The organism is Microvirga sp. BSC39 (genome assembly GCF_000739015.1).
Classification (GTDB): Bacteria; Pseudomonadota; Alphaproteobacteria; order Rhizobiales; family Beijerinckiaceae; genus Microvirga.
Genome location: NZ_JPUG01000078.1, coordinates 346789 through 369981 on the forward strand (window position 1 = coordinate 346789; position 23193 = coordinate 369981).

Here is a 23193-nt window from a genome sequence, read left to right on the forward strand (position 1 = left end):
GCGCAGTCCTTCCTCCGCGGCCGATGCTCAGCAGGGCGGCAAAGGCTCCGGAACGGCGGGGTTCGACACGCTGCTCGAAGGATTCTCGCGGGAGCAGGGCCGGGAAGGGGTGAGCCTCCTTCAGGATGACACTCCGTCGAGCCTGACCGAACAGGCCCCGGAGGCCCCTGCCATCGATACGACGGCGTTGCAGGCTCTGCTCTCGGCTACTGCGCCGGACGGATCCGCGGCGGGGCCGGTCGCTCCCCCGGTGGGAAGTCAGGCCTATTCCGTTCTTGAGACTCTTCTGCCCCGAATGCTGCCTCAGATGAGTCGAGGCGGCCAGTCCGATCCTGAAACACGTAACGGTGCTTCTTCGATGCTGCCGCTGCTGACCTCGGACGCGACGGCCGACAGCATCCTGAGCCCTGCCATCGGGCCGAAGCTATCCCTCTCCGTTCAGAACCAGGAAACCCATTTCCGGCCTGTCGTCGAGGGGTTCGAAACAGCGCTTCAAGAGACGTCGGCAGCTGAATCGACCGTCCTTTCGACCGAAGCTCTTCCCGACGATCTCGGTGTCAAAAAGAGCACTGAAGCCGCAGCGAAGCAGCCTCATTTTAATCTGCAGCAAAGATCGGGCGACGAGCGGGTCACTCCTGACGCCGAGACGACCAGTTTCCGTCAGCGGGATGAGGAGAAGAGCTTCGACAGGATTTCTCTTGGCCGCATGGCTGATCGCGCTGAGGTGCAGAAGCAAACTGCTCCGGGACTACAGAAAGCAGAGGGCGGTTCACTGCCGGCCGGAACGCTTCACCAGATGGCCAGAGCGATTCTGGATGATGTGTCGGAAGCCTCCGGCTCTCACCAGCCCGCTCTCCAGGGTGATGGCGTGCACCGTGTCGCCGTGGCCCGCGCCTCGGGGGGAGTTCTGAGGGTTCTCAGCCTGCAGCTCAATCCGGTGGAGCTGGGGCTTGTGACGATCAAGATGCGTCTCTCCGGCGATAGCCTGGAGATGGAGCTTCAAGTCGAGAAACAGGAAACGGCTGATCTCCTCAGAAACGATGCCGAGAAACTCTCCAGCCTGCTGAGAACCTCCGGGTACCGGCCCGACGTGATCAATATCCAGACTGCTGAGTCAGCCAGCCATGACCGAAATTCATTCCAGCGTCCGCAGTCGGGGATGCAAGACCAAAATTTTCAAGGCAATGCAGACAGCCAGAACCATTCTTCCAAACATCATGGCCAGTATGGACAGGACGAGGCTGAACTCCGCAATGAGCCCAAGCAGAATAGGATTGCTGACAGCAGCAGCTCTGGCGGGATCTACCTGTAGCGCCATTCACGTGACATCGGCCGTCGCCCAGGCTCCGTCTGGGTTGTGCGAGCGGGAGATGATGCGGGCCTCTGCCTTGTATGGCGTTCCCCTGGGAATGCTGTACTCCGTGGGTCTCACCGAGACCGGGAGGCGCGGAAGCCTGCAGCCCTACGCCATGAATGTCGAAGGCAAGGCGGTCTTCTCGAACAGCGCGGTCGAAGCGATGCAGAAGTTCGAGCAGGCGAGCCGATCCGGCGCAAGGCTGATCGACATGGGCTGCATGCAGATCAATCACCTGTACCATCGTGAAAAGTTCCCGACCCTGGAGAGCATGCTGAACCCGCGTATGAACGTGGAATACGCTGCACGCTTTCTCAAGGAGCTGAAGGCACGCCATGAAACGTGGACCATGGCGGTCGCGCGCTATCACGCCGGGCCCAACAACGATCCGGCGCAGAAGCGCTATGTCTGCCGCGTCATCGCCAACATGGTTGCAACCGATTTCGGCGCCTGGACCCCTGGCGCGCGCTCGTTCTGCGCAGATGCTCCTGGTCTCAAGGCAGGACAGACGGCTGCGGCAGACTAGAGAATTCCCACTAGATTATGGATCTCCCGACGATGACGCCCTGTCCTAGCGCGTCATTGTCAGTGCAGCCCCGGAGCCGTTCAGCGTACCCGAGAGAGCCGCTTCGGCGCCTGATAGGCGGGCGACGACCTGTCCGCGGGAGAACAGAATGACCTGATTGTCACGGATGCTCCATCCGTTGATGGTCTTCAGAGCATCGCTGGAGCAGCCTTGGGCAGTGGCTTTGTACAGATCGAGCGACGGAACGCTCGAGAGCTGAACGCGGCACGAGGCGGAGCCGACGCTGGCTTTCCACATCCCTGCAAAGGAAGACGGGCGCTGAGGTGGCGTGAAGACCCCAGGGGCGCTGGCTTGGACATCGGCGCTCGTCTCGCGTTGCGCAGAGGCGAGGCGTTGAGGAACAACCGCGGGCAGAGGCTCCGGGTCTGAGCCCGGATCAAGCGCTAACCGGTCCGGAAGAGGCCCAGGAGGCAGTTCCGGCTCCAGATGGATTTCATAGTGTTTTCGGACAGCGGGGAAAGGAGCTTCCTTGGCATGGATCTGGTCATGACGCGGCTGAACGGTCACCCCATATGCGGAGGCAACTGGCTGCCCACCCCAAGGAGCAGAATATGCAGGGTAGCTCCTCGGCGTGGAGGCGGGGCCCCACGGCCCCTGGCTGTACAGGCTTCCCGGCGAATTGCAGGCTGAGACCGTGCCTGCGGCCATGAGCATGGCAGCCTTGATAAGTGATTTACGATTCATGAAGGTAAGCCGCCAGCACTCAACCGTCAATGCCGGGCAGCTTCGGCGAGGCAATAGGGGGGCTGGAAACGGGGAGGAAGGGGCCTCAGGCGAGCGGAGGACACCATGCGCGCGAAAGAGGACAGGTTGAATTCGGACCGCTTGAACGCTGGGTCGAGCAGGACCCTGCTGATCTTCACTCCGATGTAATAGTCACCGAAGATGAGCTGGAAGAAAACGGTCACCGCGTCGTGCACGAATTCCATATCCAGGACGACACAGGAATGATCGTCCCGGCCCGTTCTGACATGAGCGACGTGGCCGTATGACAGCGTCTCGCCCTTAAAGAACAGCTCGGCGGATGAGGTCATCATCTCGTCCATGTTCCCGTGAAGCTGATTATCGGCATAGAACCTGATGATATCGGCATCGGCGAGACAGAAATCGGCGATAACATCCTTGATATTACAAGCGAGTACCTCTTCGAAAGCATGAATATCCAGATGCTCGCTTGAGGAAGCCACCATGCCTACGGTGCGAAGGCTTCTCATTTCGACCTCGTGAGAATGTAGAACAGGATCTGTGCGACAGCTTTGTAGAAGTCAGGCGGAATCATTCGATCCACTTCAACATGATTGTACATGGATCTTGCCAGAGGCTTGTCTTCGATAACGGGGACGCCGCTCTTCTCTGCGATCTCGCGGATCTTGAGCGCGATGAGGTCCTGGCCCTTGGCGACGACGATCGGTGCACTCGCCTCGCTGCGCTCGTAACGCAGGGCAATCGCGTAGTGGGTCGGATTCGCGATGACGAAAGTAGCCTTCGGCACGGCAGCCAGCATCCGCTTGCGGCTTCGATCCTGGGCCAGGGAGCGCATGCGCGCCTTGACCATGGGATCGCCTTCCATCTGCTTGTATTCCTCTTTCACTTCCTGCTTCGTCATCATCAGGTCGCTGCGCCACTTGAAGCGGGCCCAGAGCAGATCGGCGGCGACAAGAACGATTGTGGCGATCGCGATGGCGGAGACAAGGCGCATCGCCATGGTCAACATCAGCTCCGGAAGAAGGGACGGATCACTGAACATGGCATTCAAGACCTTATATTGCTCCGATCTCAGGAGCAGGATGCTGACCAGTGTCATCGTTCCGAACTTGAACAACGACTTCAAGAATTCCACCAAACCCTGCCGGCCGAAGATGCGCTTCCAGCCGCCCATGGGCGAGACCCTGTTCCATTGCGGCCTGATTCTTTCGGACACAACGGACGGAACGTTCTGAAGAATCGAAGCGGAGAGGCTGCATGCGGCCAGGATGACAATGACCGGAATCAGGCATTGTCCGACCTCGATGGCAACTGCCTGAACCAGGGACGCCGCGTCGGCACCCGTCTCGAGGCGGAAATCCTCCGGCCGGTTGATGAACAGCGACAACTTCTCCGTCAGCGTCCTGGTGTTGCTTCGTACCGCAAAGGCCAGGCCGATGAGGATGCCCACGATCGAGGCGAACAGAGGAGCTTCCTTGGAGAAGGGAATGTTCCCCTTCTCCACGGCGTCGCGAACCTTCTTTTCGGAAGGTGCTTCTGTCTTGCTGTCCTTGTCATCCGTATCAGACATGGGCTGAAGCCGATCGGTTAGAAGTAGGCTTCATCCTCGGTCTCTGAATTGATGACGATCTCTCCGCGACCGGCCATTTCGAGCGCGAGGTCCGTAATGGTCCGGCGGGCTTCCGCGATATCGCGATGCGACGAGGGTTCCTTGCTGTTCAGCTCGTGCTCGATCATGCGGCGGACGCGCGAGGAGAGAGCCGACAGAACAACCTTACGGAATTCGTCGTTCGTACCCTTGAGCGCGAGGACGACGCGATCCGGCGGCACCTGGTCGAACAGGGTTGTGCGATCCTTCGGCGTCAGCTTCACGATATCGTCGAAGGTGAAGAGTAGCCCTCTGAGGATCTCGGCCGACTTCGGGCGCACGGTTGAGAGATTGGTCAGGACGTCTTCCATGTGATCGCGTTCCATCTTGTTGATGATGTCGGCGATCTTGGCGTGGGTGTCCGCACCGGCGTTCTTCGAGAAGTTCGCCATGAAGTCCTCATGGAGCGTCTTCTCGATATTCTTCATGGTCTCGTCTACAATGGGCTTCATGCTGAGCATGCGACGCATGAGGTTGTTCCGAAGCGGCTGAGGAAGTTGGGTCATCACCTTTGCGGCGCAGGACGGCTTGACCTTGGAGAGGATCAGCGCCGCCGTCTGTGGGTGCTCCTTCATCAGGTAGGAAGCGATAGCGCTCTCGGACACCGTCGAGATCCGCTCCCAGATGCTCCTGTTGGCGTTCCCGACCACCTCGCTCATGATGCTGGCGATCTGCTCCGGGCTCAGGATGCCGGTCAGCAGCTGCTCGATGTGGGAGGCGCCTCCGATGAGGTCCGCTCCGTCCGTGAAGTTGGAGGCGAATTCCTCCACCAATTGCTCGATCTGCGTAGGCGAGACGGGACCCAGCTGAGCAGCCGACTTCGTGACGAGGCGGATCTCCTCCTCGCTGAAATGCTTGAGGACCCTACTGGCAGCAGGCTTCCCCATCGCAAAGAGCAGTGTTGCGACGCGCTCAGGTCCTTTGAGGACCTTGGAGCCATTCGCCTTCATGGGAACTGGTGCGACCATGCGGAAACGCCACTTCAGCCGTTAAGATCGTTGCTCGGAGGGCCGACGATCTCGGTGAGCGAGATCCCGAAGCGGGAATTGTCGTCTTCGACAACCACCACCTCGCCGCGGGCGATGATTCTGCCGTTGACGACGACGTCGACAGGTTCGCCTACGCGGTGATCGAGCGGAACGATGGCACCCCTGCCGAGCTTCATCAGGTTGGCGACAGGCATCGTCGCGGAGCCGAGAACCACCTGGATCGTAACCGGAATGCGCAGGATGGAATCCAGGTTTCTGCCGCCGCCGAGCTTGTCGTCCTGCGAGGAGATGGCGCTCTCCTGCTGCCAGACGGCTTTGTCTTGAGGCTTGCTATCGAAGGGATTTGTCATGGAATTCGACCTTACGAATTAAGAGAATTGGAACGCGGCTGGGTCTGCCGACCTGCCTCTCGGGTGAGGGTCTCCAGCTGCGCCGCGACCGCCTTGGCCTCCTCGATTCGCGCGCCGAGCATGGCGAGCGTCTCCTTGCCCTCGGCTCCGAAGCTCATGACGGCCGTCTGAGCGCCCTTGAGGGCTTCCCCTGTCCTGTCGAAGATCTGTTGATACTCGGCGTGATATCGGTCGAGTTTCCTGAGCTTCACGTACATGACAGCAACCATGATGCTGGTCGTCACGAGAGCCAAGAAGAGGATGATGTTAGCGAGGGAGGACATCGTCAAGGAATTCCTTTTCTTGGTCGATGTGTTCGTCGACCTTGAGGACGTAGGTGCCTTCGGACTGACCGATATTGCACCAGAACAGGCCTTGGTGGTTGCCTTCGAGCTTGACGCGGCTGCGCGGCGTCGCCTGCAACTCGATGACGTCGCCCACCTTCAGGTCTGCGATCTCGCCCAGGGAGAGGAAGCGCTCTTCGAGCACCGCTTTCAGCGTCACTTCCGTCTTCTTCACCTCGGTTGCGATCTGCTTCATCCAGCGCGGATCCCGGCCGGATGATTCGCTGGAGACCACGCGGGAGAGGACCTTGCGCATCGGGTTCAAGACCGATTGCGGAATGACCACGAACATCTCGCCGCCGCGGTTGAGCGCCTGCAGCAGGAACTTGGCAGCAACAGCCTGATTGTTCCGGCGCCCGATGACCGCGAAGTCCATGCGGGTTTCGATGCGCTCGAGCTTGAACTTGGTATCGGCCACCAGTGCAAACGAGGCCTGCAGCGCCTTGGCAACCTGCTCGAACAAGGTCTGGGCCATCCGCAGCTCGATGGTGGAGAAGCCGCGAGCCTCCTCGACGGGCGCCTCCGAACCGTCGGAGCCGAAGAGCACCTCCACCATCGTGTAGATGAAGTCGCGATCGAACCCGATCAGGATATGGCTGTCCCACTCGGGCGCGTGAAAGATGCCGGCGACCGCGTTGGCCTCGTACATCTCCAGGATTTCGCTGACTCGCCCGCTCTCGAGGCCGCTGAGCGAGTAGTACATGGGCGAGGCTGCCATGTGGCGCAGATGCTCGGCGCAACTCGTGGTCATGCGGTCGAAGATGACATGGAGCATCGGAAGGCGGTCGAGCGAGAGGCCCGCCGAATCCAGCAGCATATCGCGAATGTCGTTGGCGCTTTGTGTGCCGCTCATCGGTTAGGCCGCCTCTTTCAGCTCTTCGGAACGACCGCCGGTCGTGGTGGCGGCCTCGACCTCGTCGATGGTCGGGCGGTATTCCACCGAGATGCCCTTGCGGCCATGCTCGACGGCGATCTGCGGCAGAGCGCCGTTCATGTAGGCGATGAGCGCCTGCTTCACGATCACGTAGACGCGGGTCTGCTTCTCTCGCGTCGCCTTGACCTTGTTGGCGAGCGGCGACAGGAACGCATAGGAGATGAAGATGCCGACAAAGGTTCCCACGAGGGCCGAGGCGATCAGGCCCCCTAGGATCGCCGGGGACTGGTCGATGGCGCCCAGCGCCTTCACGATCCCGAGTACGGCAGCCACGATGCCGAGTGCCGGCAGGGCTTCCGAAACGGTGTTGAGAGAATAGTACGGCTTCGTGCGATCGCGCTTGAGGGTTGAGATCTCCTCCTCCATGAGCGCTTCGATTTCATGGGGGCGGGCATTGCCGATGATGATCAGGCGGGCATAGTCGCAGATGAAGAGTGTCAGGTCCTTGTCCTTCAGGACGCTCGGGAAGGACTTGAAGATCTCCGATTCCTCCGGCTGATCGATGTGCCCCTCGACCTCGTTGCGCGGCCTGTTCTTCAGCTCGCGCATCAGGGCGTAAAGGAGACCAAGGATCGAGAGGTAGTGTTCCCGCTTTGGGACAGCACCGGAGATCGCCTCACGGGCAGCGCGCCCGGTGTCCTTCACCAGGGACATGGGATTGGCGATGATGAAGGTGCCGATCGCGATGCCGCAGATGATCACATATTCCCAAGGCTGCCAGATAACAGCCAAATGCCCGCCCATGGCGACATAGCCGCTGACGAGCGAGCCGATGGCAACTGCCAGTCCGATCAAGACGCCCAATGCCTTAGTCCCCTATCGAAATTCAACCTGTTGACGATGTCCTAATCCCGGAGGCTTGCGCGAAGCTGGAAACGTGGGAGCAAGCTTCATGCAAGGCTGCTCGACTACGGATCCTGCATGGATCATCGGGCTTGCAGCTGCCGCCTCTGGAAGGCTGGCGCGCCACCCGGTGACACGGGTGTCCCATGGGGACACAGGCTGGAGGAGTTCAGATGCAATCTTCGCTCTATGTGTCGCTGTCCGCCCAAGTGGCGATGGAAAAGCGCCTCAGCACGATTGCGAACAATGTTGCCAATATCAACACGGGCGGCTTTCGCGCGGACGAGGTGAAGTTCGAGGAGATCCTGTCCCTGGCGGCGAAGGAGAACGTCTCATTTGCGTCGTCGGGTCAGAACTTTGTGTCACGGCGCACGGGCCCCATCATCAAGACGGAGAATCCGCTCGATGTGGCAATCCAGGGAGAGGGCTGGTTCGCTTTCAGCGGGCCCAACGGCCCTGTCTACACCCGGGACGGCCGCTTCAAGATGAACGAGAACGGCGATTTGCAGACGGTGGAGGGCTTTCAGGTTCTCGATGCGGGCGGGGCGCCCATTGCCCTCGACCCGATGGCGGGAACTCCTGTCATCAGCCGGGACGGCACGATCAGCCAGGGAACCAACCAGGTCGGAGCCATCGGCCTCTTCAACCTGAGCCCCGACGCCAGGCTCACCCGCTATGGAAACTCGGGAGTGATCTCGAACATTCCCGGCGCTGTCGTTCAGGACTTCAACTCGAACGGCATTCAGCAGGGCTACAGCGAGGGGTCTAACGTTAATCCGGTTCTGGAAATGACCAAGATGATTTCCGTTCAGAGAAGCTTCGAGAGCGCGGCGACGACAATCCAGGAGAGCGAATCGACGCTCATGGATGCGATCAAGACCCTGGGGCCTAGCACCTGATGGCTGCCATGAACGCCCTGCAGTCGCTCGAAGAGTTTGTTCTCACCGAAGGTGGGGCGCGACGGAAGATCAGGATCAGCGGCGTTATCAACGAGGTCACGCCAAGCTATTATCGAGTCTCCGGCTTGTCGCAGTTCGTGAAGCTCGGGGATCGGGTCGGGTTCTCGGCTCAGGGCAAGACCGAGATCGGCGAGATTGTCCGTATCGACAGTGGCGGCGTCACGGTCAAACCCTTCAACGGAAGAATCGAAGCCGGTCTCGGCATGCCGGCCTTCCTCGCAGGTGATGTGGGCTTAAGCCCCGATCACAGCTGGCGCGGGAGGGTGATCAACGCCCTCGGAGAGCCTCTGGATGGATTAGGTCCACTCATTCCGGGCGCAACAACGGTTCAGAACGATGCCGAGCCTCCATCGGCCATGCTGCGCTCCCGGGTCAAGGAGCCGCTTAGAACCGGCGTGAAGGCCATCGATCTGTTCACGCCGATCTGCAAGGGGCAGCGCATCGGCATCTTCGCCGGTTCGGGCGTCGGCAAGTCGACCCTCCTGACCATGCTGGCGAAATGCGACGGCTTCGATACGATTGTCGTCGCGTTGGTCGGAGAGCGCGGGCGCGAGGTCCGGGAGTTCCTGGAGGGGCCGATCCAGGCCAATCTCCACAAGTCGATCATGGTCGTCTCCACCGGCGACGAGAGCCCGATGATGCGCCGTCAGGCGCCGAGGACGGCCGTGTCCCTGGCGGAGTATTTCCGCGATTGCGGCGAATCGGTTCTGCTCATCGTCGATTCCGTGACCCGTTATGCCCATGCGGCCCGCGACGTGGCGCTCGCTGCGGGCGAGCCCGCCGTTGCGCGTGGGTATACACCCAGCGTGTTCAGCGACCTGCCGCGCCTTCTCGAACGCGCCGGGCCGGGAGAAGAGGGCAAGGGAGCGATCACGGGCATCTTCTCGGTGCTCATCGACGGCGACGATCACAATGACCCGGTGGCTGACAACATCCGTGGCACGCTCGACGGCCATATCGTTCTCGACCGTGCCATCGCCGATCAGGGGCGCTATCCGGCCATCAACGTTCTCGGCTCCATCTCGCGACTGGCCGATCATGTCTGGTCGACCGATCAGAAGGAACTCGTCCGTCGCCTGCGCAGTCTCATCGCCCGATTCGAGGATACGCGCGATCTCAGGCTCATGGGCGGATATCACCCCGGCAACGATCAGGAGCTCGATCAGGCCGTGGTGCTCGTCCCAAAAATCTACGAGGCTCTGCGGCAGGATCCCTCCATGCCGGCGAGCCGCGACGCCTTCATGGATCTCGCCCAGATCCTGAGACAATAGCATGTCCCTTCCAACCCAATCCAAAGCATCGACCAACACAGCCTCGCACAAGCGTCGTGGTGTTTAGTTCAGGCTTAAATCTAGGAGCTATCCATGAGTCTTTATGGCGTTCTTCGTAGCGGCGTCTCTGGCATGAACGCTCAGTCCAACAAGCTGGGGACTGTCGCTGAAAACATCCAGAACTCGAGCACGACCGGCTACAAGCGTGCCTCGACGGAGTTCTCGTCGCTCATCCTGCCCTCGAGCGAAGGCAACTATAACTCCGGCTCCGTTACGAGCCGCGTCCGCTACACCATCGCCGATCAAGGTCCCATCGCCTACACAACGTCCGGATCGGATCTGGCGATCTCGGGCAATGGCTTCTTCGTGGTAACCGATCCGAGCGGCTCTCCCTATCTCACCCGCGCCGGCAACTTCGTGAAGGACGGGCGAACCGGCAACCTGATCAACGCAGCCGGCTTCACCCTGATGGGCTACAAGCTCGGAGCCAACGCGGTCGATCCTTCCCTGAACAGCCTCGATGGCGTCGAGCCGGTCAACATGGCCTCATTCGGCATGCAGGCGACGGGGTCGACTGCGGGAACCTTCAAGGGCAATCTTCCTTTCGGTCAGTCCATCGCAGTCGCCACCGGCATACCAACACCTCCAACCGTTGCGCCGCCCGTGTCCGGCAGCACTCGGTTCGAGGCTCCCGCCGTGAGCCGCGGCGCGCAGATCGCATTCAGCGTCGGAGGCGGTGCCGATCAGTTCTTCCCCATTACGACGCAAAAGACGCCTGCCGAAGTCGCCACAGCCATCAATGCCGCTGTAACCGCCGGCACGCTCAGCGGAGTCAACGCCACGACGAATGCCGCCGGCGATCTGATCTTGACATCGAGCGTTTCACCCACCACGACGAGTGTGACGGGATCCTTCACCTCGGTGAGCAAGGCATCGTCGCTGCAGGTTTACGATAAGGTCGGCAATCCAATCAAAATCGATATTGCTCTTTCCAAGATCGATGCGGATACCTGGACCATCAGCGTCTTCAACGGCAGCGATCCTGCCTCGCCCCTGACGGGAACGACGGCGATGGAGCTGAACTTCGATGCTAACGGCAAGCTGATGGGATCGGGCGTGCTCGGCTTCAACATCCCTGGTGGTGAGGCGTTCAGCCTCGACATGGCGGGCATGACGCAGCTCGCCGGCGAATACAACGTCACTGGCAGCTCCAACGGCAATGCGCCCTCGGCCGTCAAGGACGTCGAGTTCGCCGCCGATGGTACGATCTACGCGGTCTATGAGGACGGCACCCGGGTCGGCGCCTATCGAATCCCCCTCGCGACGGTCCCGAGCCCCGACAATCTGAGCCCTCGAGCCGGCAACGTCTATGAGACGACGGCGGCCTCCGGCGGCTATCAGGTCGGATTCCCGGAAATGTCCGGCTTCGGCTCGATCGCTTCGGGAGCCCTGGAAGGGTCGAACGTCGATATCGGCACCGAGCTCACGGCGATGATTGAGGCCCAGACCAGCTACACGGCCAATTCGAAGGTTTTCCAGACCGGGTCGGAACTGCTCGACGTTCTGATGAATCTGAAGCGGTAATCTGCACTCTCTTGCCCTAGGGCTATTGATCCATGTCTTTGTCTGTTGCCTACAACACGGCACGTTCATCGCTCCAGGCGTCGCAGTCGCAGATGGCGGTTGTGTCGCGCAATACGGCTGGCGCTGCGGACCCAAGCTACTCCCGTAAGATCGGGGCGCTCACCACGACGGGCGGGTTCGCCCGCATCACGGTGCTCCGGGCGAGCGACAGCGCTCTGCTGTCGAAGATGCTGGAAACCACTTCCAGTGCCGCAACCCAGAAGGCGCTGCTTGAAGGGCTGCAGAAGCTGAGCGCGACCATTGGCGATACGGAGCTCGACCAATCGCCTGCGGCTCGTATGGGCGCCCTGAACAGTGCGCTTCAGCTCTATGCGAATGCGCCGGACAATCCCGACCTCGCTCAGGCCTTCGTTAAGGCTGCTACGGAGATGGCAACGAGCCTGAACGACGCGACGTCCACGGTCCAGGCCGTCCGTCTGGAGGCCGATGGCCAGATCGCGGACTCGGTTGCGCGCATCAACGACCTCCTTCTCAAATACGAGAAGGCGAACAACCAGGTAATGAGCGGCTCGGCTCTAGGGGCCGACGTGAGCGATGCGATGGATCAGCGCGACAGCCTGATCGCGCAGCTGTCCGAGGAGATCGGAATCACGATCGTTCCCCGCGCCGGCAACGATGTCGCGCTCTACACGGACAGCGGTGTTCCGCTCTTCGACCGCTCTCCGCGGACCGTGACCTTCTCACGGACGACGGTGTTCGGGCCTGCTGTGACGGGAGCGGATGTGCTGATCGACGGCATCCGCGTCACGGGACCGGGGGCGCCGATGCCGCTGAATTCCGGCAATATCGCGGGTCTCACCCAGCTGCGTGATGACGTCGCCGTGACGTACCAGGGGCAGCTCGACGAGATCGCCCGCACCCTCGTTGAGGCCTTCGCGGAGAAGGACCAGACGGTGCCGGCAAAGGCCGACAGGCCGGGCATCTTCACCTATCCGGGTGCGACAGGCGTGCCCGGAGCGCCGGCTCCCACGGGTCTCGCCGGGGTTCTTCGGGTGAATTCTGCGATCAACCCGTCTGAAGGCGGCAGGTTGGAGCTGATCCGCGATGGCGGCATCAACGGGGCGGATTACACCTATAACCGTGCTGCCGGCGCAAATGCCGCGTTCTCCGGCCGCCTCTCCGGCTTGGTGGATGCCATGTCGGTTCAGCGTCCGATCGACTCCGGTCTGGGATTCGGTCCTCAGGCGTCGCTTCTGAGCCTTGCCTCTTCCTCGGGCAGCTGGCTCGAGGCGACACGTCAGAGCGCGCATCAGCGGGTGGAATACCAGACGACCCTTCTCGGTCATGCATCCGAAGCGCTGTCCAATGCGACGGACGTGAACATGGATGACGAGACCGCGCTCATGCTGCAGCTGGAAAAGTCCTATTCCGCTTCGGCCAAGCTGCTCTCCGTCATCGACCAGATGCTCAAGACACTCCTCAGCGTGGTGGGCTAATCATGAGAACGACTTTTGTCTCGACGCTGGCGCTCTGGAATTCATCCAAGACATCGCTCGACAAGCTGCAGACAGGGCTCGTGAAGGCGAACAAGGAGCTTGTCACCGGGCGCGAGTCGGATGTGGGCCTGAAGCTCGGCTACAAGACCGGCCAGACCCTGTCCCTGCGCCAGGATCGCGCCGAGATCGACGCTCTCGTCGACAGCAATGCCTCGATCCTGCTCCGGATGAAGTCGAGCACGACGGCCCTCGATCAGGTCCGCTCGAATGGCGACAAGTTCATGGATGCGCTGATTGCGACGCCGCTGAGTTCATCCAGCATCCCGACGCTGATGTACCAGGCGAAAGCCAATCTCCAGAACCTGATCTCGTCGATGAACAGCACGGCGGGTGGCCAATACATCTTCGGGGGGATCAATTCGCAGGAGAAGCCGCTCAACGACTATGCGGGCGGAACACCTCCCCTGCGCCCGAACGTCAGCATTCCCGTATCAGGCTTGTCGAACGGCGATGTAATCAGGTTCAGTGTTGGCGGCACACCGGACCAGGTTTTCAATGTTACTACGGAGACCACGGTCGACGACCTCGTTACGTCGATCAATGCAGCGGTCGCGGCCAGCACCCTCAGCGGCGTCGAGGCTTCCCGGGATCCGGTCACCGGAACCCTCGTGCTGAAGTCGACCGATCCGACGGGCAAGACAGACGTGACCGGCTCGTTCACGGATATGGATGGCACCGCGGTTCCAGTCCTGGGATCCGTCACGCGAAGCCCTCAAGCGGCCGTTGCCTCGGCGTTCAGGTCGACCTTCGGCTTCGGAATCGATGATGCTGCCGTACCGACGATCACGCCGGATGATATGAAGACATTCCTGGATGGTCCTTTCACGGCCCTTTTCGAAGGAGCCAACTGGCAGGATTGGTCGAATGCATCGAGTCAGAACATCCAAAGCAAGATCTCTCTGAGAGAGAAGGTCGAGGCATCGGCCAATGCCAACGACCAGGGCATTCGGAAGATGACGATGGCCTACACGATGATGTTCGACCTCGGTCTCGATCGGCTTGGTGAGAAAACAAGGGAAGCTCTCGTCACCAAGGCAATCGCGACCTTCTCCGAGGCTACCACCGGCGTGACCACCATGCAGGCCAGGCTTGGGGCCGTTCAGGAGAAGGTCGAGGAGGCTGACGAGCGGATGAGCCTGCAGAAGGATATCCTCGACGAGAAGATCATCCATCTGGAGGCGGTCGATCCGGCCGAGGCGAAGATCAGGGTCGATCGTCTGATGACGCAGATCCAGACGTCCTACTCCCTGACCGCACAGCTCAAGACCATGAGCCTGATCAACTATTTGTAATGGGTGGAGTGAAGTATGTACCGTTTCTCCTACGCCGAAGTTATTGAGGACTCCTCCAGAGATTGCCGCGACCGCGAGTACCAGCTTTTCGACCAGGCCATCGCCAAGATGAAGGCGGTCAACGGCAAGCCGTCCCAATCCCTGGAGATGCTCGAGGCCATCGTGTTCGTTCAGCGGCTCTGGACCTTCCTGATCAAGGATATCGGTCATCCCGACAACGGTCTTCCGGACAAGCTGAAGGGCCAGCTCATCTCCATCGGCCTCTGGGTCATGCGTGAATCCGATCGCGTGGTCAGAGGCGAACACAACAATCTCGAAGCTCTGATTGATATCAATGCCATGATCCAGGAAGGCCTGAAATGAAAGCGAAGATGCGGTTTTCCCTCAAGGCGGGTGAGCGGATTTTCATCAACGGCGCGGTTCTCACGGTGAGCCAGAAGGTCACCTTGAGCCTCTTGAACGAGGCGCGCTTCCTCCTGGAGAGTCACGTGCTTCAGGTCACGGAGGCGACCACGCCGATGCGCCAGCTCTACTTCGTCGCGCAGTCCATCCTGATCAATCCTCAGGACGCCGAAAAGGTCATGGGCGCCTTCCGCAAGCTGTACGACTCGATCCTGCTGATCACGACGGACGAGCCCGCGCGGGAAGCGCTTCGCAGGGCCGGCGATCTGGTCGAAGCCGACCGGATCTTCGAGGCCCTCAAGGTCATCCGGACTCTGTTCGAGCCGGAGGAGCGCTCTGTCGCCCCAGTCGCTGCAGCGGTTCAGGCCGCTTAACCCGGGAGCCTTATGATGAACGTGACCTCCGTTGCGTCGCCGATCGCGAGTCGGCAGGCTGCGACCAGCCAATCGACCGCCACCGCGACCTACAACAACTTCCTAAAGCTCCTGATGGCCCAGATGAAAAATCAGGACCCGACGGAGCCCATGAAGTCCACCGAGTACATGGCACAGCTGGCTACCTTCTCCCAGGTGGAGCAGTCGGTTCAGAGCAACGCCAAGCTCGATGCGCTGCTGGCATCGTCGGCTCTGTCCCAGGCCGATGGCGTCATCGGCCGGACCGTGACGACGGCCGACGGCAAGATCTCCGGACAGGTGAACTCGGTGGTCATCACCAACGAGGGAGCGGTCGCCCGGCTGACAAGCGGCGACAACGTCTTGCTCGGCCCAGGCATCGTGGTGAGCTGACATGAATGAAGTCGACGCCCTGGAACTGGTCCGCGCAGCGATCTGGACCGTCATCATCGGAGCAGGACCGGCCGTGGCAGCCGCCATGGTCATCGGCATCGTCATCGCCCTGGTCCAGGCGCTGACCCAGATCCAGGAGGTCACCCTCACGTTCATTCCGAAGATCATTGCGATCCTCGTCGTCGCGCTTGTGACGGGCTCCTTCGTCGGCTCCCAGATCTTCGCGTTCACGGAACTCGTCTACGGCCGGATTGTAACAGGGTTCTAGCGGCGGCCTTGCCCTAGGCCGGTCAGAGGGAGCAGCAATCTCCTGCTGAATGAAAGCTTGCGACCTCCGCGCAAGCTTCGTGGTGCATCTGTCAGGTTCAACGTTCAATCGGTGAGCTGACAGGCACATGGAAGCAGTTCAAACTACAGCGCTCGGCCGCAGCAGGGATCTGGCTTTCGCCGGCGGCGTGGTGGCCATTCTCGCCATTCTGTTCCTGCCGATTCCTCCCCTGCTGATCGACATGGGTCTCGCCCTCTCGGTCGCCATGTCGGTCCTGATCCTGATGGTGGCTCTCTGGATTCAGAAGCCTCTCGAATTTTCGGCCTTCCCGACAGTCCTTCTCATTGCGACACTGTTGCGCCTTGCCTTGAGCATCGCATCGACCCGCCTGATCCTATCCGACGGTCACAAAGGCGTCGATGCAGCCGGGCACGTGATCAGCGGCTTCTCCCAATTCGTGATGAGCGGCGACTTCGTCATCGGTATCGTCGTCTTCATCATCCTCATTACCGTCAACTTCCTTGTCATCACCAAGGGCGCTACCCGTATCGCGGAGGTCGGCGCCCGCTTTACCCTCGATGCCATCCCCGGCAAGCAGATGGCGATCGACGCGGATCTGTCGGCGGGCCTGATCGACGAGAAGGAAGCCCAGAGGCGGCGGCGGGAACTCGAGGAGGAAAGCGCCTTCTTCGGCTCCATGGACGGTGCCTCCAAGTTCGTCCGGGGCGAGGCCATCGCAAGCCTGATCACGATTGCGGTCAACATCTTCGGTGGGATCATCATCGGGGTGACCCGGCATGGCATGCCGCTGTCCAAAGCGGCCGACGTGTTCACGCAGCTCTCCGTGGGCGATGGCCTCGTCAGCCAGATCCCGGCCCTGGTGGTTTCCCTCGCGGCTGGCCTTCTCGTCTCGAAGGGCGGCACGCGCGGTCAGGCGCAGCAGGCGGTTCTCGATCAGCTAGGAGCCTATCCGCGCGCGCTCATGGTGGCGTCCGCCCTGATGTTCGTCTTCGCCATCATGCCTGGGCTGCCCATGATTCCCTTCCTGCTGCTGGGCGGCTGCATGGCCTTCATCGCCTATGTGATCCCGAAGCAGCGGGCCGATCAGGAAGCAAAGGTCAAGGCCAAAGTCGCCGAGGAGGAGCAGAAGAACCTGTTGGAGTCCCGCGATTCGGTGAAGGAGTCCCTGAAGCTGGCCGAGATCGAGGTGTGCCTCGGCAAGCATCTCGCATCGTATCTGGCAAGCTCGCACGGGGATCTCGCGCATCGCGTCAGCAAGATGCGCAAGAAGTTCGCCCAGGATTATGGCTTCGTCCTTCCGGACGTGAAACTCTCCGACAGCCTGTTGATCCCGCCGAAGAGCTATCAGATCAAGATCCACGGCACCGTGGTGGCGACGCAGGAGATCCGGCCGGGCGATCTTCTCGTGGTGCTGGGCGACGGCCCGATGCCGGACGTGCCGGGCGACGAGGTGCGCGAGCCTGCCTTCGGCATGAAGTCCCTATGGATCTCCGACGTCTATGTGAACGAGATCAAGCGGCAGGGCTTCACGGCAGTTGACGGGGCTTCGGTCCTCCTCACCCACCTGAGCGAGGTGATCCGCAACAACCTTCCGCAGCTTCTCTCTTACAAGGACGTCCGCAATCTTCTGGACGGCCTGGACAGCGAGTACAAGCGGCTTCTCGACGACATCTGCCCCTCGCAGATCTCCTACTCGGGCCTCCAGGCCGTGCTGAAGCTCCTGTTGGCGGAGCGGGTTTCGATCCGCAACTTGAGCCTCATCCTCGAAGCGATTGCCGAGATCGCCCCGCATGCGCGGCGGGCCGAGCAGTTGGTGGAGCATGTGCGGGTGCGCATCGCCCAGCAGATCTGCGGTGATCTGGCAGAAGGGGGCGCCCTCAACGTGCTGCGTCTGGGCAACAAGTGGGACATCGCCTTCCACCAGAGCCTGAAGCGGGACGCAAAGGGCGACGTGGTCGAGTTCGATATCGATCCGCGTCTGGTCGAACAGTTCGGCACCGAGGCGTCCGAGGCGATCAAAGCCCGGATGGGGCAGGTTCAGACCTTCGCCATCGTGACCGCGCCGGACGCGCGTCCCTATGTGCGGATGATCATCGAGCGCATGTTCTCCTCACTGCCCGTGCTGTCCCACCTGGAAATCGCGCGCGGCGTGGAGGTCAATTCCCTCGGTACGGTTTCGTGACCCAGGCCTCCTCCGAGATCCTGCTCGGGATCTTCCTGATCTTCTGCCGGGTTGGCGGCTGCCTGCTCATCGCCCCCGGCTTCTCGAGCTTCCGGATCCCGCTTCAAGTCCGCCTGTTCATCGCCCTGACCACGAGCCTCGCCTTGGCCCCGGTCCTTCTGACGAAGCTGCGCGATGGGGTGACGGCGCTCGTGCCCGCCACGATGCTCGCCTCGATCGGGTCCGAATTGCTGACAGGCCTTCTGATCGGTCTGCTGGGGCGTGTCTACTTTCTGGCCCTGCAGACGATGCTGGGCGCCGTTGCCATGGCGCTGGGCCTCGGCGGCATGCCTGGCACGCCCATCGACGAATCCGAGCCCCTTCCGCCGATCAGCTCCTTCATCATGATGGCGGCAACCGCGATCCTGTTCTTCTCTGATCTGCACTGGGAGCTCTACCGCGGTCTGGTGGAATCCTATACGCGATTGCCGATAGGCGAAGGATTTGGGGCGCGCCTGTCCTTGACTCAGCTGGTGGACCAGATCGCCGCGGCCTTCGTTCTGGCCCTCAGGATCAGCAGCCCCTTCATTCTCTATTCGGTCATCGTCAACCTGGCGGTGGGGCTCACCAACAAACTGACGCCGCAGATCCCGGTCTACTTCCTGGCAACGCCCTTCATCATGCTCGGCGGCCTGTTCATCATGTACTTCGCCGCCCAGGATTACGTTCTCCTCTTCATGGATGCGTTTTCCACCTGGCTCCGAAACGGGTAACTACATGAAACAGCGCATTCGCAAGATCGACCGTATCCTGAAGGTCCAGGAGCGCCTCAAGCAGGAGGCGGAGCTGAAGGTCTCGCTTCTGGAAAGGGAAGCTGCAGAGCTGCGGACGGCGCAGGAGGCGATCATTCACTCGATGAACGATCACGACACGCTGCACGGATTGTTCGTGGATGTGGCCGCCAAGCGACTGCAGGCCCTGTCGACGCAGGAAGGGCACGTCGAGAAGGCGAAGGTTGCGCAGAAAGCGGTTGCTTTCGAGAAGGCCATGCAGGCGAAGCGGACGGAGAAGATGCTGACGAACATGAGGGATCAGAACCGGCGTGAAACGGAGAAGAAGGATCTGGCTTCGATCCTTGAGACCCTGGCGAAGGGCGGCAGCGCAAGCTTCCCGTAAGCTAGCCGATGTAGAAAAGGCCGAACGCAAGAACCGAGAGTGACGCGATGGCGATCAGCCCGCCCTCAGACATTATCAACGACGTTGCAAGAGCAGCCGACCCGACCCGCCTTCAGGCCGCCTCCCGCAAGCTCATGGAGGGCGCCTCGCCTGCGGAGGGAGCGAGCTTCGACGACGCCGTGAAGGAAGCCGCGGACAAGCCCCTTATGATGCCCGGCGCCGACATCTATTCCATCCGCAACTCGCTGCGCAACGATGCCGAGACCGTGAACGCCGGGAAGGTGCGCAAGGCGCATCAGGAATTCGAGGCCTATATCCTGCAGACCTTCGTCGAGTCGATGCTGCCCAAGGATGCCGAGAATACCTATGGCAAGGGCAATGCGGGCTCGATCTGGAAATCGATGCTGGCGGAACAGATCGGCGGGCAGCTGTCGAAGGCCGGCGGTATCGGAATTGCCGAGAGGCTTCTCGATGCGCGCAAGCAAGGCCCATCCGCAGTCGCACCGCAGATGCCAGTCCAGTCTATGAGCACCCTGCTCGGCAAGGTTTAGCGTCGGCCGCGAGAGATCATTCGAACAAAGGAACATGCCCATGCTGATGAAATCGCTGGATCGCCTTGAAGAGACGCTCGACATGGAAACATCGGCGCTCCTGGCGCGGGATCTCTCCAATCTGGATGAGTTCAACCGCCGCAAGAGCCAGTGCCTGCTCGAAATCAGCCGGATCGTCCGGACGGCCGAGATCAGTGCTCTGGATCCCGATGCGACCAGACGCCTGCAGAATTTGCAGGGGAAGATCGAGCAGAACCAGGATATCCTCCGGCGCCACATGCATGCCGTGCAGGAGGTCGCAAGCATCATCTCGACCGCAATCCAGAAGGCTGAGTCCGACAGCACCTATTCGGCTCATGTCGCAAAGGCAGGTTACGGCGCATGATCAAGAACGTCATGGCGGGCTTCTGGGTCTGTGCCGTCACGCTGGCCTCGTGCTATGCGGCGGTCACCTGGACTGTCGGAAAGGCGCCAGTCGAGCACAAGGGAAGTTATGAAGGCCTGCAGTACAAGAAGCTGCCGCCGATGAACATCCCGGTGATCGCCGAGGGAGCCGTCCAGGGATACGTGATCGCCAACTTGGTCTTCACGGCCGACGCCAAGACGCTGCGGGAGATCTCGATTCCACCGGAAGCCTTCATCCAGGACGAAGTCTTCCGATACGTCTATGCCGACGAGACCCTCGATTTCAGAAAACTGTCCCGGTACAACGTCAATGGGATGATCGGCAACGTTCGAGACAAGATCAACAAGCGCCTGGGTGCCGAGATCGTCAAGGAAATCCTGGTCGAAAATTTCAACTTCGTCGACAAGTCCGCCATTCGCTCCTAGCCGGCATGCGCTCCGCCAGGAGCCGGCCGCCAGGGACAGGAATTTTTTAAATGAGTTATTGCTTGATCATTGATGACTCCCGCGTCATCCGGAAAGTCTCCCGCGAGATCGCCGAAGGATTGTCCTTTCGGGTGGCGGAGGCGGAGAACGGCGAGGTAGGGCTCCAGGCGTGCCGGGCGGAAATGCCTGACGTGATCCTCCTCGACTGGAACATGCCCGTCATGGACGGGTACAGCTTCCTCAAGCACCTGCGTGCAACGCCCGAGGGACAGGTCCCGAAGGTCGTGTTCTGCACGACGGAGAACGATCTCGATCATATCACGCGAGCTCTGGATGCCGGAGCGAACGAGTACATCATGAAGCCGTTCGACCGGGATATCCTCGCAGCCAAGTTCCAGGAACTTGGCGTCCTCCCTGTCTCCCATTCAGCGTGACATCATGTCGATTGCTCCTGTCATTCAGCCCGTTCCCGCTCAGAGCAGGCCCACCCGCGTCATGATCGTCGACGACAGCGCCGTCATCCGTGGGATGATCGCGCGCTGGCTCACCGAGGCCGGCGGTTTCGAGATCGTCGCCACGGCATCCAACGGGCGCATGGCGGTGGATGCCGCCGAGCGTTCCAAGCCGGAGATCATCCTCCTCGATATCGAGATGCCGGAGGTCGACGGGCTCGCGGCCCTTCCCATGATCCTCAAGGTTCAGCCGACGAGCAAGGTCATCGTCATTTCGACGCTGACACTGAGGAATGCGGAAATCTCGCTGAAGTGTCTCTCCCTGGGGGCCGTCGATTACCTCGCAAAGCCGGAAAGCGCCCGCGCGGCAGGGGCGGCGGCCGATTTCCGGCGCGACCTGATCGAGAAGCTGCGTGCCCTGGGCGAGGCGAAGAGCCGCCAGGCGCGATCGCCGGTGCCGGTATTCCCCATCCTGCCGAGACCGGCCGCGGCGCCTGTTGTGAAGCCCGGCACGGTGAAGCCGCAATGCCTGCTGATCGGATCGTCCACCGGGGGGCCACGGGCCGTCGAACGGGTCCTGCTCGATCTCAAACCCGCCCTTTCGAGCATCCCGGTCTTGATCGTGCAGCACATGCCCGCGATGTTCACGGCCGTCTTCGCCGAGCACCTGCAGTCCTTCCTCTCCGTTCCGGCCCGTGAGGCCAAGGACGGTGACGTCGTCAGCCCCGGAACGATTCTCGTCGCTCCCGGAGGTCGGCACATGGGCGTGGTGTCTTCCGGCGGCAGGGCCGTCATTCGGCTGAACGACGGGCCGCCTGAGAATTTCTGCCGCCCCGCCGTTGACGTGCTCTTCCGGGAAGCTGCCGGCGTGTTCGGCGCCTCTGCCATTGCGGCGGTTCTCACGGGCATGGGATCGGACGGAACGCACGGGGCGCGCCACCTCACGAAGGCGGGCGCGACGATCATCGCACAGGACGAGGCCACGAGCATCGTCTGGGGAATGCCGGGAAGTATCGTGAAGGCCGGACTGGCACACGAGATCCTTCCCCTGGAATCCATCGGCCGCTCCTTGAAGGGCCACATCACCGGATCTTCGAAATGACCGAGGCCGAATTCGACGCCCTGCGCGTCTTTCTCAAAGCCCGCTCGGGCCTGGCGCTGTCCCCGGACAAGCGATATCTCGTGGAGAGCCGCCTCTCATCGGTCTGCACGCGATTCAAGATCGACAGCCTGTCGCATCTGGTCCGCGAGATCAGGGCAGGGCGGTCCATCGCCCTGGAGAAGGCCACCATCGAGGCGATGACCACGAACGAGACCTTCTTCTTCCGGGACAAGGCACCGTTCGACCTGTTTCAGGATGTGCTGCTGCCGAAATACCTGAAGGAGCGCGCCTCGACCCGCAGGCTTCGGATCTGGTGCGCGGCGGCCTCCACGGGCCAAGAGCCGTACTCGCTTGCCATGCTGCTCAAGGAGGCCGCTCCCCGCATGCCCGGCTGGCACATCGACATCGTGGCCTCGGACATCTCCACCGATGTTCTGGAGAAGGCGAAGGCCGGATTCTACAATCAGTTCGAAGTGCAGCGCGGGCTGCCGATCCGCCTGCTGGTCAAATACTTCACGCAAGTGGGCGACCAGTGGCAGATCGCGCCCGAGATCCGCGCCATGGTGGACTATCGCTACCTGAACCTGATCGAGGACTTCAATCGCCTGGGCCAGTTCGACATCGTCTACTGCCGCAACGTGCTGATCTACTTCGACGCCAACCTCAAGGCCGATGTGCTGCGCCGGATCGCCAACGTCATGGCGCCCGACGGCTCCCTGCTGCTCGGCGCGTCGGAGACGGTGCTCGGCGTGACCGACGCGCTGACGCTCGACCCCGCTCATCGCGGCCTGTATTCCAAGAACAGTTCGAGCACCTCGCCAAAGATGTTTGCCGTCGGAGGACGGTAAATCCGGGGGACGAAGGTGGAATTGTCTTAGTTATCGCTCTTGCGGAAGTGCCATTCTACGCATGGGCGGCGCCTCTTAACAGTAAGTCATCCAGCTCTTCATAGTTAACAAAAGATTAACAGAAAAAAAAATCTGCTCCAAC

28 protein-coding genes are annotated in these 23193 nt (G+C 61.1%); 20 read left to right on the plus strand and 8 right to left on the minus strand.

The genetic code is table 11. The features are described 5' to 3' along the window. Positions 1 to 109 precede the first annotated feature (109 nt). Entirely contained in the window at positions 110 to 1312 is a 1203-nt protein-coding gene (locus MA07_RS25675; RefSeq protein ID WP_160195498.1) for a flagellar hook-length control protein FliK, read from the plus strand. After that, the gene (locus MA07_RS25680; protein WP_052003532.1) at positions 1254 to 1880 is read left to right on the plus strand and encodes a transglycosylase SLT domain-containing protein; all 627 of its coding nucleotides are present in this window, start codon (positions 1254 to 1256) and stop codon (positions 1878 to 1880) included. The genes MA07_RS25675 and MA07_RS25680 overlap by 59 nt, the downstream gene beginning before the upstream one ends. Before the next feature lie 45 nt (positions 1881 to 1925). Here MA07_RS25680 and MA07_RS31275 read toward each other — a convergent pair whose 3' ends face one another. Genes MA07_RS31275 through motA form a run of 8 tightly spaced genes read right to left on the minus strand, consistent with a single transcriptional unit; the run spans position 1926 to position 7753 of the window. Further along, positions 1926 to 2624 carry an AprI/Inh family metalloprotease inhibitor gene (locus tag MA07_RS31275; RefSeq protein ID WP_081929169.1) on the minus strand — a complete coding sequence of 233 codons (699 nt, stop codon included), beginning with the start codon at positions 2622 to 2624 and terminating at the stop codon, positions 1926 to 1928. Between the two features lie 26 nt (positions 2625 to 2650). Continuing rightward, complete coding sequence (locus MA07_RS25690; protein ID WP_152569024.1) at positions 2651 to 3154, minus strand: hypothetical protein; 504 nt, start codon at positions 3152 to 3154, stop codon at positions 2651 to 2653. Next, entirely contained in the window at positions 3151 to 4215 is a 1065-nt protein-coding gene (gene flhB / locus MA07_RS25695; protein ID WP_036358839.1) for a flagellar biosynthesis protein FlhB, read from the minus strand. Before flhB ends, MA07_RS25690 begins: the two co-directional genes overlap by 4 nt. A 17-nt stretch (positions 4216 to 4232) precedes the next feature. Beyond that, a complete protein-coding gene (locus MA07_RS25700) occupies positions 4233 to 5261 on the minus strand; it encodes a flagellar motor switch protein FliG (RefSeq protein ID WP_036358842.1) in 1029 nt (342 codons plus the stop codon). Positions 5262 to 5275: 14 nt separating this feature from the next. Beyond that, positions 5276 to 5632, minus strand: a complete 357-nt coding sequence (gene fliN / locus MA07_RS25705; protein WP_052003534.1) for a flagellar motor switch protein FliN — start codon at positions 5630 to 5632, stop codon at positions 5276 to 5278. 11 nt (positions 5633 to 5643) lie between these two features. Further along, positions 5644 to 5955: a hypothetical protein gene (locus MA07_RS25710; RefSeq protein WP_052003535.1), complete on the minus strand. Its 312-nt coding sequence runs from the start codon at positions 5953 to 5955 to the stop codon at positions 5644 to 5646. Beyond that, positions 5939 to 6868 (minus strand): FliM/FliN family flagellar motor switch protein, encoded by a 930-nt coding sequence (locus MA07_RS25715; protein WP_036358845.1) that lies wholly within the window; start codon positions 6866 to 6868, stop codon positions 5939 to 5941. Before MA07_RS25715 ends, MA07_RS25710 begins: the two co-directional genes overlap by 17 nt. A 3-nt stretch (positions 6869 to 6871) precedes the next feature. Next, positions 6872 to 7753, minus strand: a complete 882-nt coding sequence (gene motA / locus MA07_RS25720; protein WP_036358848.1) for a flagellar motor stator protein MotA — start codon at positions 7751 to 7753, stop codon at positions 6872 to 6874. Positions 7754 to 7965: 212 nt separating this feature from the next. Here motA and flgF point away from each other — a divergent pair, with 212 nt between their 5' ends. From flgF to MA07_RS25810, 18 genes are all read left to right on the plus strand, one after another. Further along, positions 7966 to 8691 carry a flagellar basal-body rod protein FlgF gene (gene flgF, locus MA07_RS25725; protein WP_036358852.1) on the plus strand — a complete coding sequence of 242 codons (726 nt, stop codon included), beginning with the start codon at positions 7966 to 7968 and terminating at the stop codon, positions 8689 to 8691. 8 nt (positions 8692 to 8699) lie between these two features. Continuing rightward, positions 8700 to 10022, plus strand: coding sequence for a flagellar protein export ATPase FliI (gene fliI, locus MA07_RS25730; protein WP_036359258.1), 1323 nt, complete (start codon positions 8700 to 8702; stop codon positions 10020 to 10022). 93 nt (positions 10023 to 10115) lie between these two features. Further along, on the plus strand, positions 10116 to 11606 hold the full coding sequence (locus MA07_RS29255) for a flagellar hook protein FlgE (RefSeq protein ID WP_036358855.1): 1491 nt from the start codon (positions 10116 to 10118) through the stop codon (positions 11604 to 11606). Positions 11607 to 11638: 32 nt separating this feature from the next. Further along, positions 11639 to 13102 carry a flagellar hook-associated protein FlgK gene (flgK, locus tag MA07_RS25740; protein ID WP_036358858.1) on the plus strand — a complete coding sequence of 488 codons (1464 nt, stop codon included), beginning with the start codon at positions 11639 to 11641 and terminating at the stop codon, positions 13100 to 13102. 2 nt (positions 13103 to 13104) lie between these two features. Further along, on the plus strand, positions 13105 to 14454 hold the full coding sequence (locus tag MA07_RS28205; RefSeq protein ID WP_052003536.1) for a flagellar hook-associated family protein: 1350 nt from the start codon (positions 13105 to 13107) through the stop codon (positions 14452 to 14454). 15 nt (positions 14455 to 14469) lie between these two features. Continuing rightward, positions 14470 to 14817 carry a flagellar biosynthesis regulator FlaF gene (gene flaF, locus MA07_RS25750; RefSeq protein WP_036358861.1) on the plus strand — a complete coding sequence of 116 codons (348 nt, stop codon included), beginning with the start codon at positions 14470 to 14472 and terminating at the stop codon, positions 14815 to 14817. Continuing rightward, entirely contained in the window at positions 14814 to 15230 is a 417-nt protein-coding gene (flbT, locus tag MA07_RS25755; protein WP_036358864.1) for a flagellar biosynthesis repressor FlbT, read from the plus strand. Before flaF ends, flbT begins: the two co-directional genes overlap by 4 nt. Before the next feature lie 15 nt (positions 15231 to 15245). Beyond that, entirely contained in the window at positions 15246 to 15641 is a 396-nt protein-coding gene (gene flgD / locus MA07_RS25760) for a flagellar hook assembly protein FlgD (RefSeq protein ID WP_036359264.1), read from the plus strand. Between the two features lies 1 nt (position 15642). Continuing rightward, positions 15643 to 15909, plus strand: a complete 267-nt coding sequence (locus MA07_RS25765; protein ID WP_036358867.1) for a flagellar biosynthetic protein FliQ — start codon at positions 15643 to 15645, stop codon at positions 15907 to 15909. Between the two features lie 127 nt (positions 15910 to 16036). Further along, entirely contained in the window at positions 16037 to 18112 is a 2076-nt protein-coding gene (flhA, locus tag MA07_RS25770) for a flagellar biosynthesis protein FlhA (protein ID WP_036358870.1), read from the plus strand. Next, positions 18109 to 18864 carry a flagellar biosynthesis protein FliR gene (gene fliR, locus MA07_RS25775; RefSeq protein ID WP_036358872.1) on the plus strand — a complete coding sequence of 252 codons (756 nt, stop codon included), beginning with the start codon at positions 18109 to 18111 and terminating at the stop codon, positions 18862 to 18864. Before flhA ends, fliR begins: the two co-directional genes overlap by 4 nt. A 4-nt stretch (positions 18865 to 18868) precedes the next feature. Next, entirely contained in the window at positions 18869 to 19267 is a 399-nt protein-coding gene (locus MA07_RS25780) for a hypothetical protein (protein WP_036358876.1), read from the plus strand. Positions 19268 to 19314: 47 nt separating this feature from the next. Then, positions 19315 to 19818, plus strand: coding sequence for a rod-binding protein (locus tag MA07_RS25785; protein WP_052003537.1), 504 nt, complete (start codon positions 19315 to 19317; stop codon positions 19816 to 19818). A gap of 40 nt (positions 19819 to 19858) precedes the next feature. Beyond that, complete coding sequence (locus MA07_RS25790) at positions 19859 to 20203, plus strand: flagellar protein FlgN (protein ID WP_036358880.1); 345 nt, start codon at positions 19859 to 19861, stop codon at positions 20201 to 20203. Further along, positions 20200 to 20649, plus strand: a complete 450-nt coding sequence (locus MA07_RS25795) for a hypothetical protein (protein ID WP_244445352.1) — start codon at positions 20200 to 20202, stop codon at positions 20647 to 20649. Before MA07_RS25790 ends, MA07_RS25795 begins: the two co-directional genes overlap by 4 nt. 50 nt (positions 20650 to 20699) lie before the next feature. Next, positions 20700 to 21083: a response regulator gene (locus MA07_RS25800; RefSeq protein WP_036358883.1), complete on the plus strand. Its 384-nt coding sequence runs from the start codon at positions 20700 to 20702 to the stop codon at positions 21081 to 21083. A gap of 4 nt (positions 21084 to 21087) precedes the next feature. Next, complete coding sequence (locus MA07_RS25805) at positions 21088 to 22203, plus strand: chemotaxis response regulator protein-glutamate methylesterase (protein WP_036358885.1); 1116 nt, start codon at positions 21088 to 21090, stop codon at positions 22201 to 22203. After that, positions 22200 to 23051: a protein-glutamate O-methyltransferase CheR gene (locus tag MA07_RS25810; protein WP_036358888.1), complete on the plus strand. Its 852-nt coding sequence runs from the start codon at positions 22200 to 22202 to the stop codon at positions 23049 to 23051. The genes MA07_RS25805 and MA07_RS25810 overlap by 4 nt, the downstream gene beginning before the upstream one ends. Positions 23052 to 23193: the final 142 nt, after the last annotated feature.

Coding starts and splice junctions, on each gene's coding strand:
- MA07_RS25680 (WP_052003532.1), top strand. CDS start 1,254: ATGAGCCCAAGCAGAATAGGATTGCTGACAGCAGCAGCTCTGGCGGGA.
- MA07_RS31275 (WP_081929169.1), bottom strand. CDS start 2,624: ATGAATCGTAAATCACTTATCAAGGCTGCCATGCTCATGGCCGCAGGC.
- MA07_RS25690 (WP_152569024.1), bottom strand. CDS start 3,154: ATGAGAAGCCTTCGCACCGTAGGCATGGTGGCTTCCTCAAGCGAGCAT.
- flhB (WP_036358839.1), bottom strand. CDS start 4,215: ATGTCTGATACGGATGACAAGGACAGCAAGACAGAAGCACCTTCCGAA.
- MA07_RS25700 (WP_036358842.1), bottom strand. CDS start 5,261: ATGGTCGCACCAGTTCCCATGAAGGCGAATGGCTCCAAGGTCCTCAAA.
- fliN (WP_052003534.1), bottom strand. CDS start 5,632: ATGACAAATCCCTTCGATAGCAAGCCTCAAGACAAAGCCGTCTGGCAG.
- MA07_RS25710 (WP_052003535.1), bottom strand. CDS start 5,955: ATGTCCTCCCTCGCTAACATCATCCTCTTCTTGGCTCTCGTGACGACC.
- MA07_RS25715 (WP_036358845.1), bottom strand. CDS start 6,868: ATGAGCGGCACACAAAGCGCCAACGACATTCGCGATATGCTGCTGGAT.
- flgF (WP_036358852.1), top strand. CDS start 7,966: ATGCAATCTTCGCTCTATGTGTCGCTGTCCGCCCAAGTGGCGATGGAA.
- fliI (WP_036359258.1), top strand. CDS start 8,700: ATGAACGCCCTGCAGTCGCTCGAAGAGTTTGTTCTCACCGAAGGTGGG.
- MA07_RS29255 (WP_036358855.1), top strand. CDS start 10,116: ATGAGTCTTTATGGCGTTCTTCGTAGCGGCGTCTCTGGCATGAACGCT.
- flgK (WP_036358858.1), top strand. CDS start 11,639: ATGTCTTTGTCTGTTGCCTACAACACGGCACGTTCATCGCTCCAGGCG.
- MA07_RS28205 (WP_052003536.1), top strand. CDS start 13,105: ATGAGAACGACTTTTGTCTCGACGCTGGCGCTCTGGAATTCATCCAAG.
- flaF (WP_036358861.1), top strand. CDS start 14,470: ATGTACCGTTTCTCCTACGCCGAAGTTATTGAGGACTCCTCCAGAGAT.
- flbT (WP_036358864.1), top strand. CDS start 14,814: ATGAAAGCGAAGATGCGGTTTTCCCTCAAGGCGGGTGAGCGGATTTTC.
- flgD (WP_036359264.1), top strand. CDS start 15,246: ATGAACGTGACCTCCGTTGCGTCGCCGATCGCGAGTCGGCAGGCTGCG.
- MA07_RS25765 (WP_036358867.1), top strand. CDS start 15,643: ATGAATGAAGTCGACGCCCTGGAACTGGTCCGCGCAGCGATCTGGACC.
- flhA (WP_036358870.1), top strand. CDS start 16,037: ATGGAAGCAGTTCAAACTACAGCGCTCGGCCGCAGCAGGGATCTGGCT.
- MA07_RS25780 (WP_036358876.1), top strand. CDS start 18,869: ATGAAACAGCGCATTCGCAAGATCGACCGTATCCTGAAGGTCCAGGAG.
- MA07_RS25785 (WP_052003537.1), top strand. CDS start 19,315: ATGGCGATCAGCCCGCCCTCAGACATTATCAACGACGTTGCAAGAGCA.
- MA07_RS25790 (WP_036358880.1), top strand. CDS start 19,859: ATGCTGATGAAATCGCTGGATCGCCTTGAAGAGACGCTCGACATGGAA.
- MA07_RS25795 (WP_244445352.1), top strand. CDS start 20,200: ATGATCAAGAACGTCATGGCGGGCTTCTGGGTCTGTGCCGTCACGCTG.
- MA07_RS25800 (WP_036358883.1), top strand. CDS start 20,700: ATGAGTTATTGCTTGATCATTGATGACTCCCGCGTCATCCGGAAAGTC.
- MA07_RS25805 (WP_036358885.1), top strand. CDS start 21,088: ATGTCGATTGCTCCTGTCATTCAGCCCGTTCCCGCTCAGAGCAGGCCC.
- MA07_RS25810 (WP_036358888.1), top strand. CDS start 22,200: ATGACCGAGGCCGAATTCGACGCCCTGCGCGTCTTTCTCAAAGCCCGC.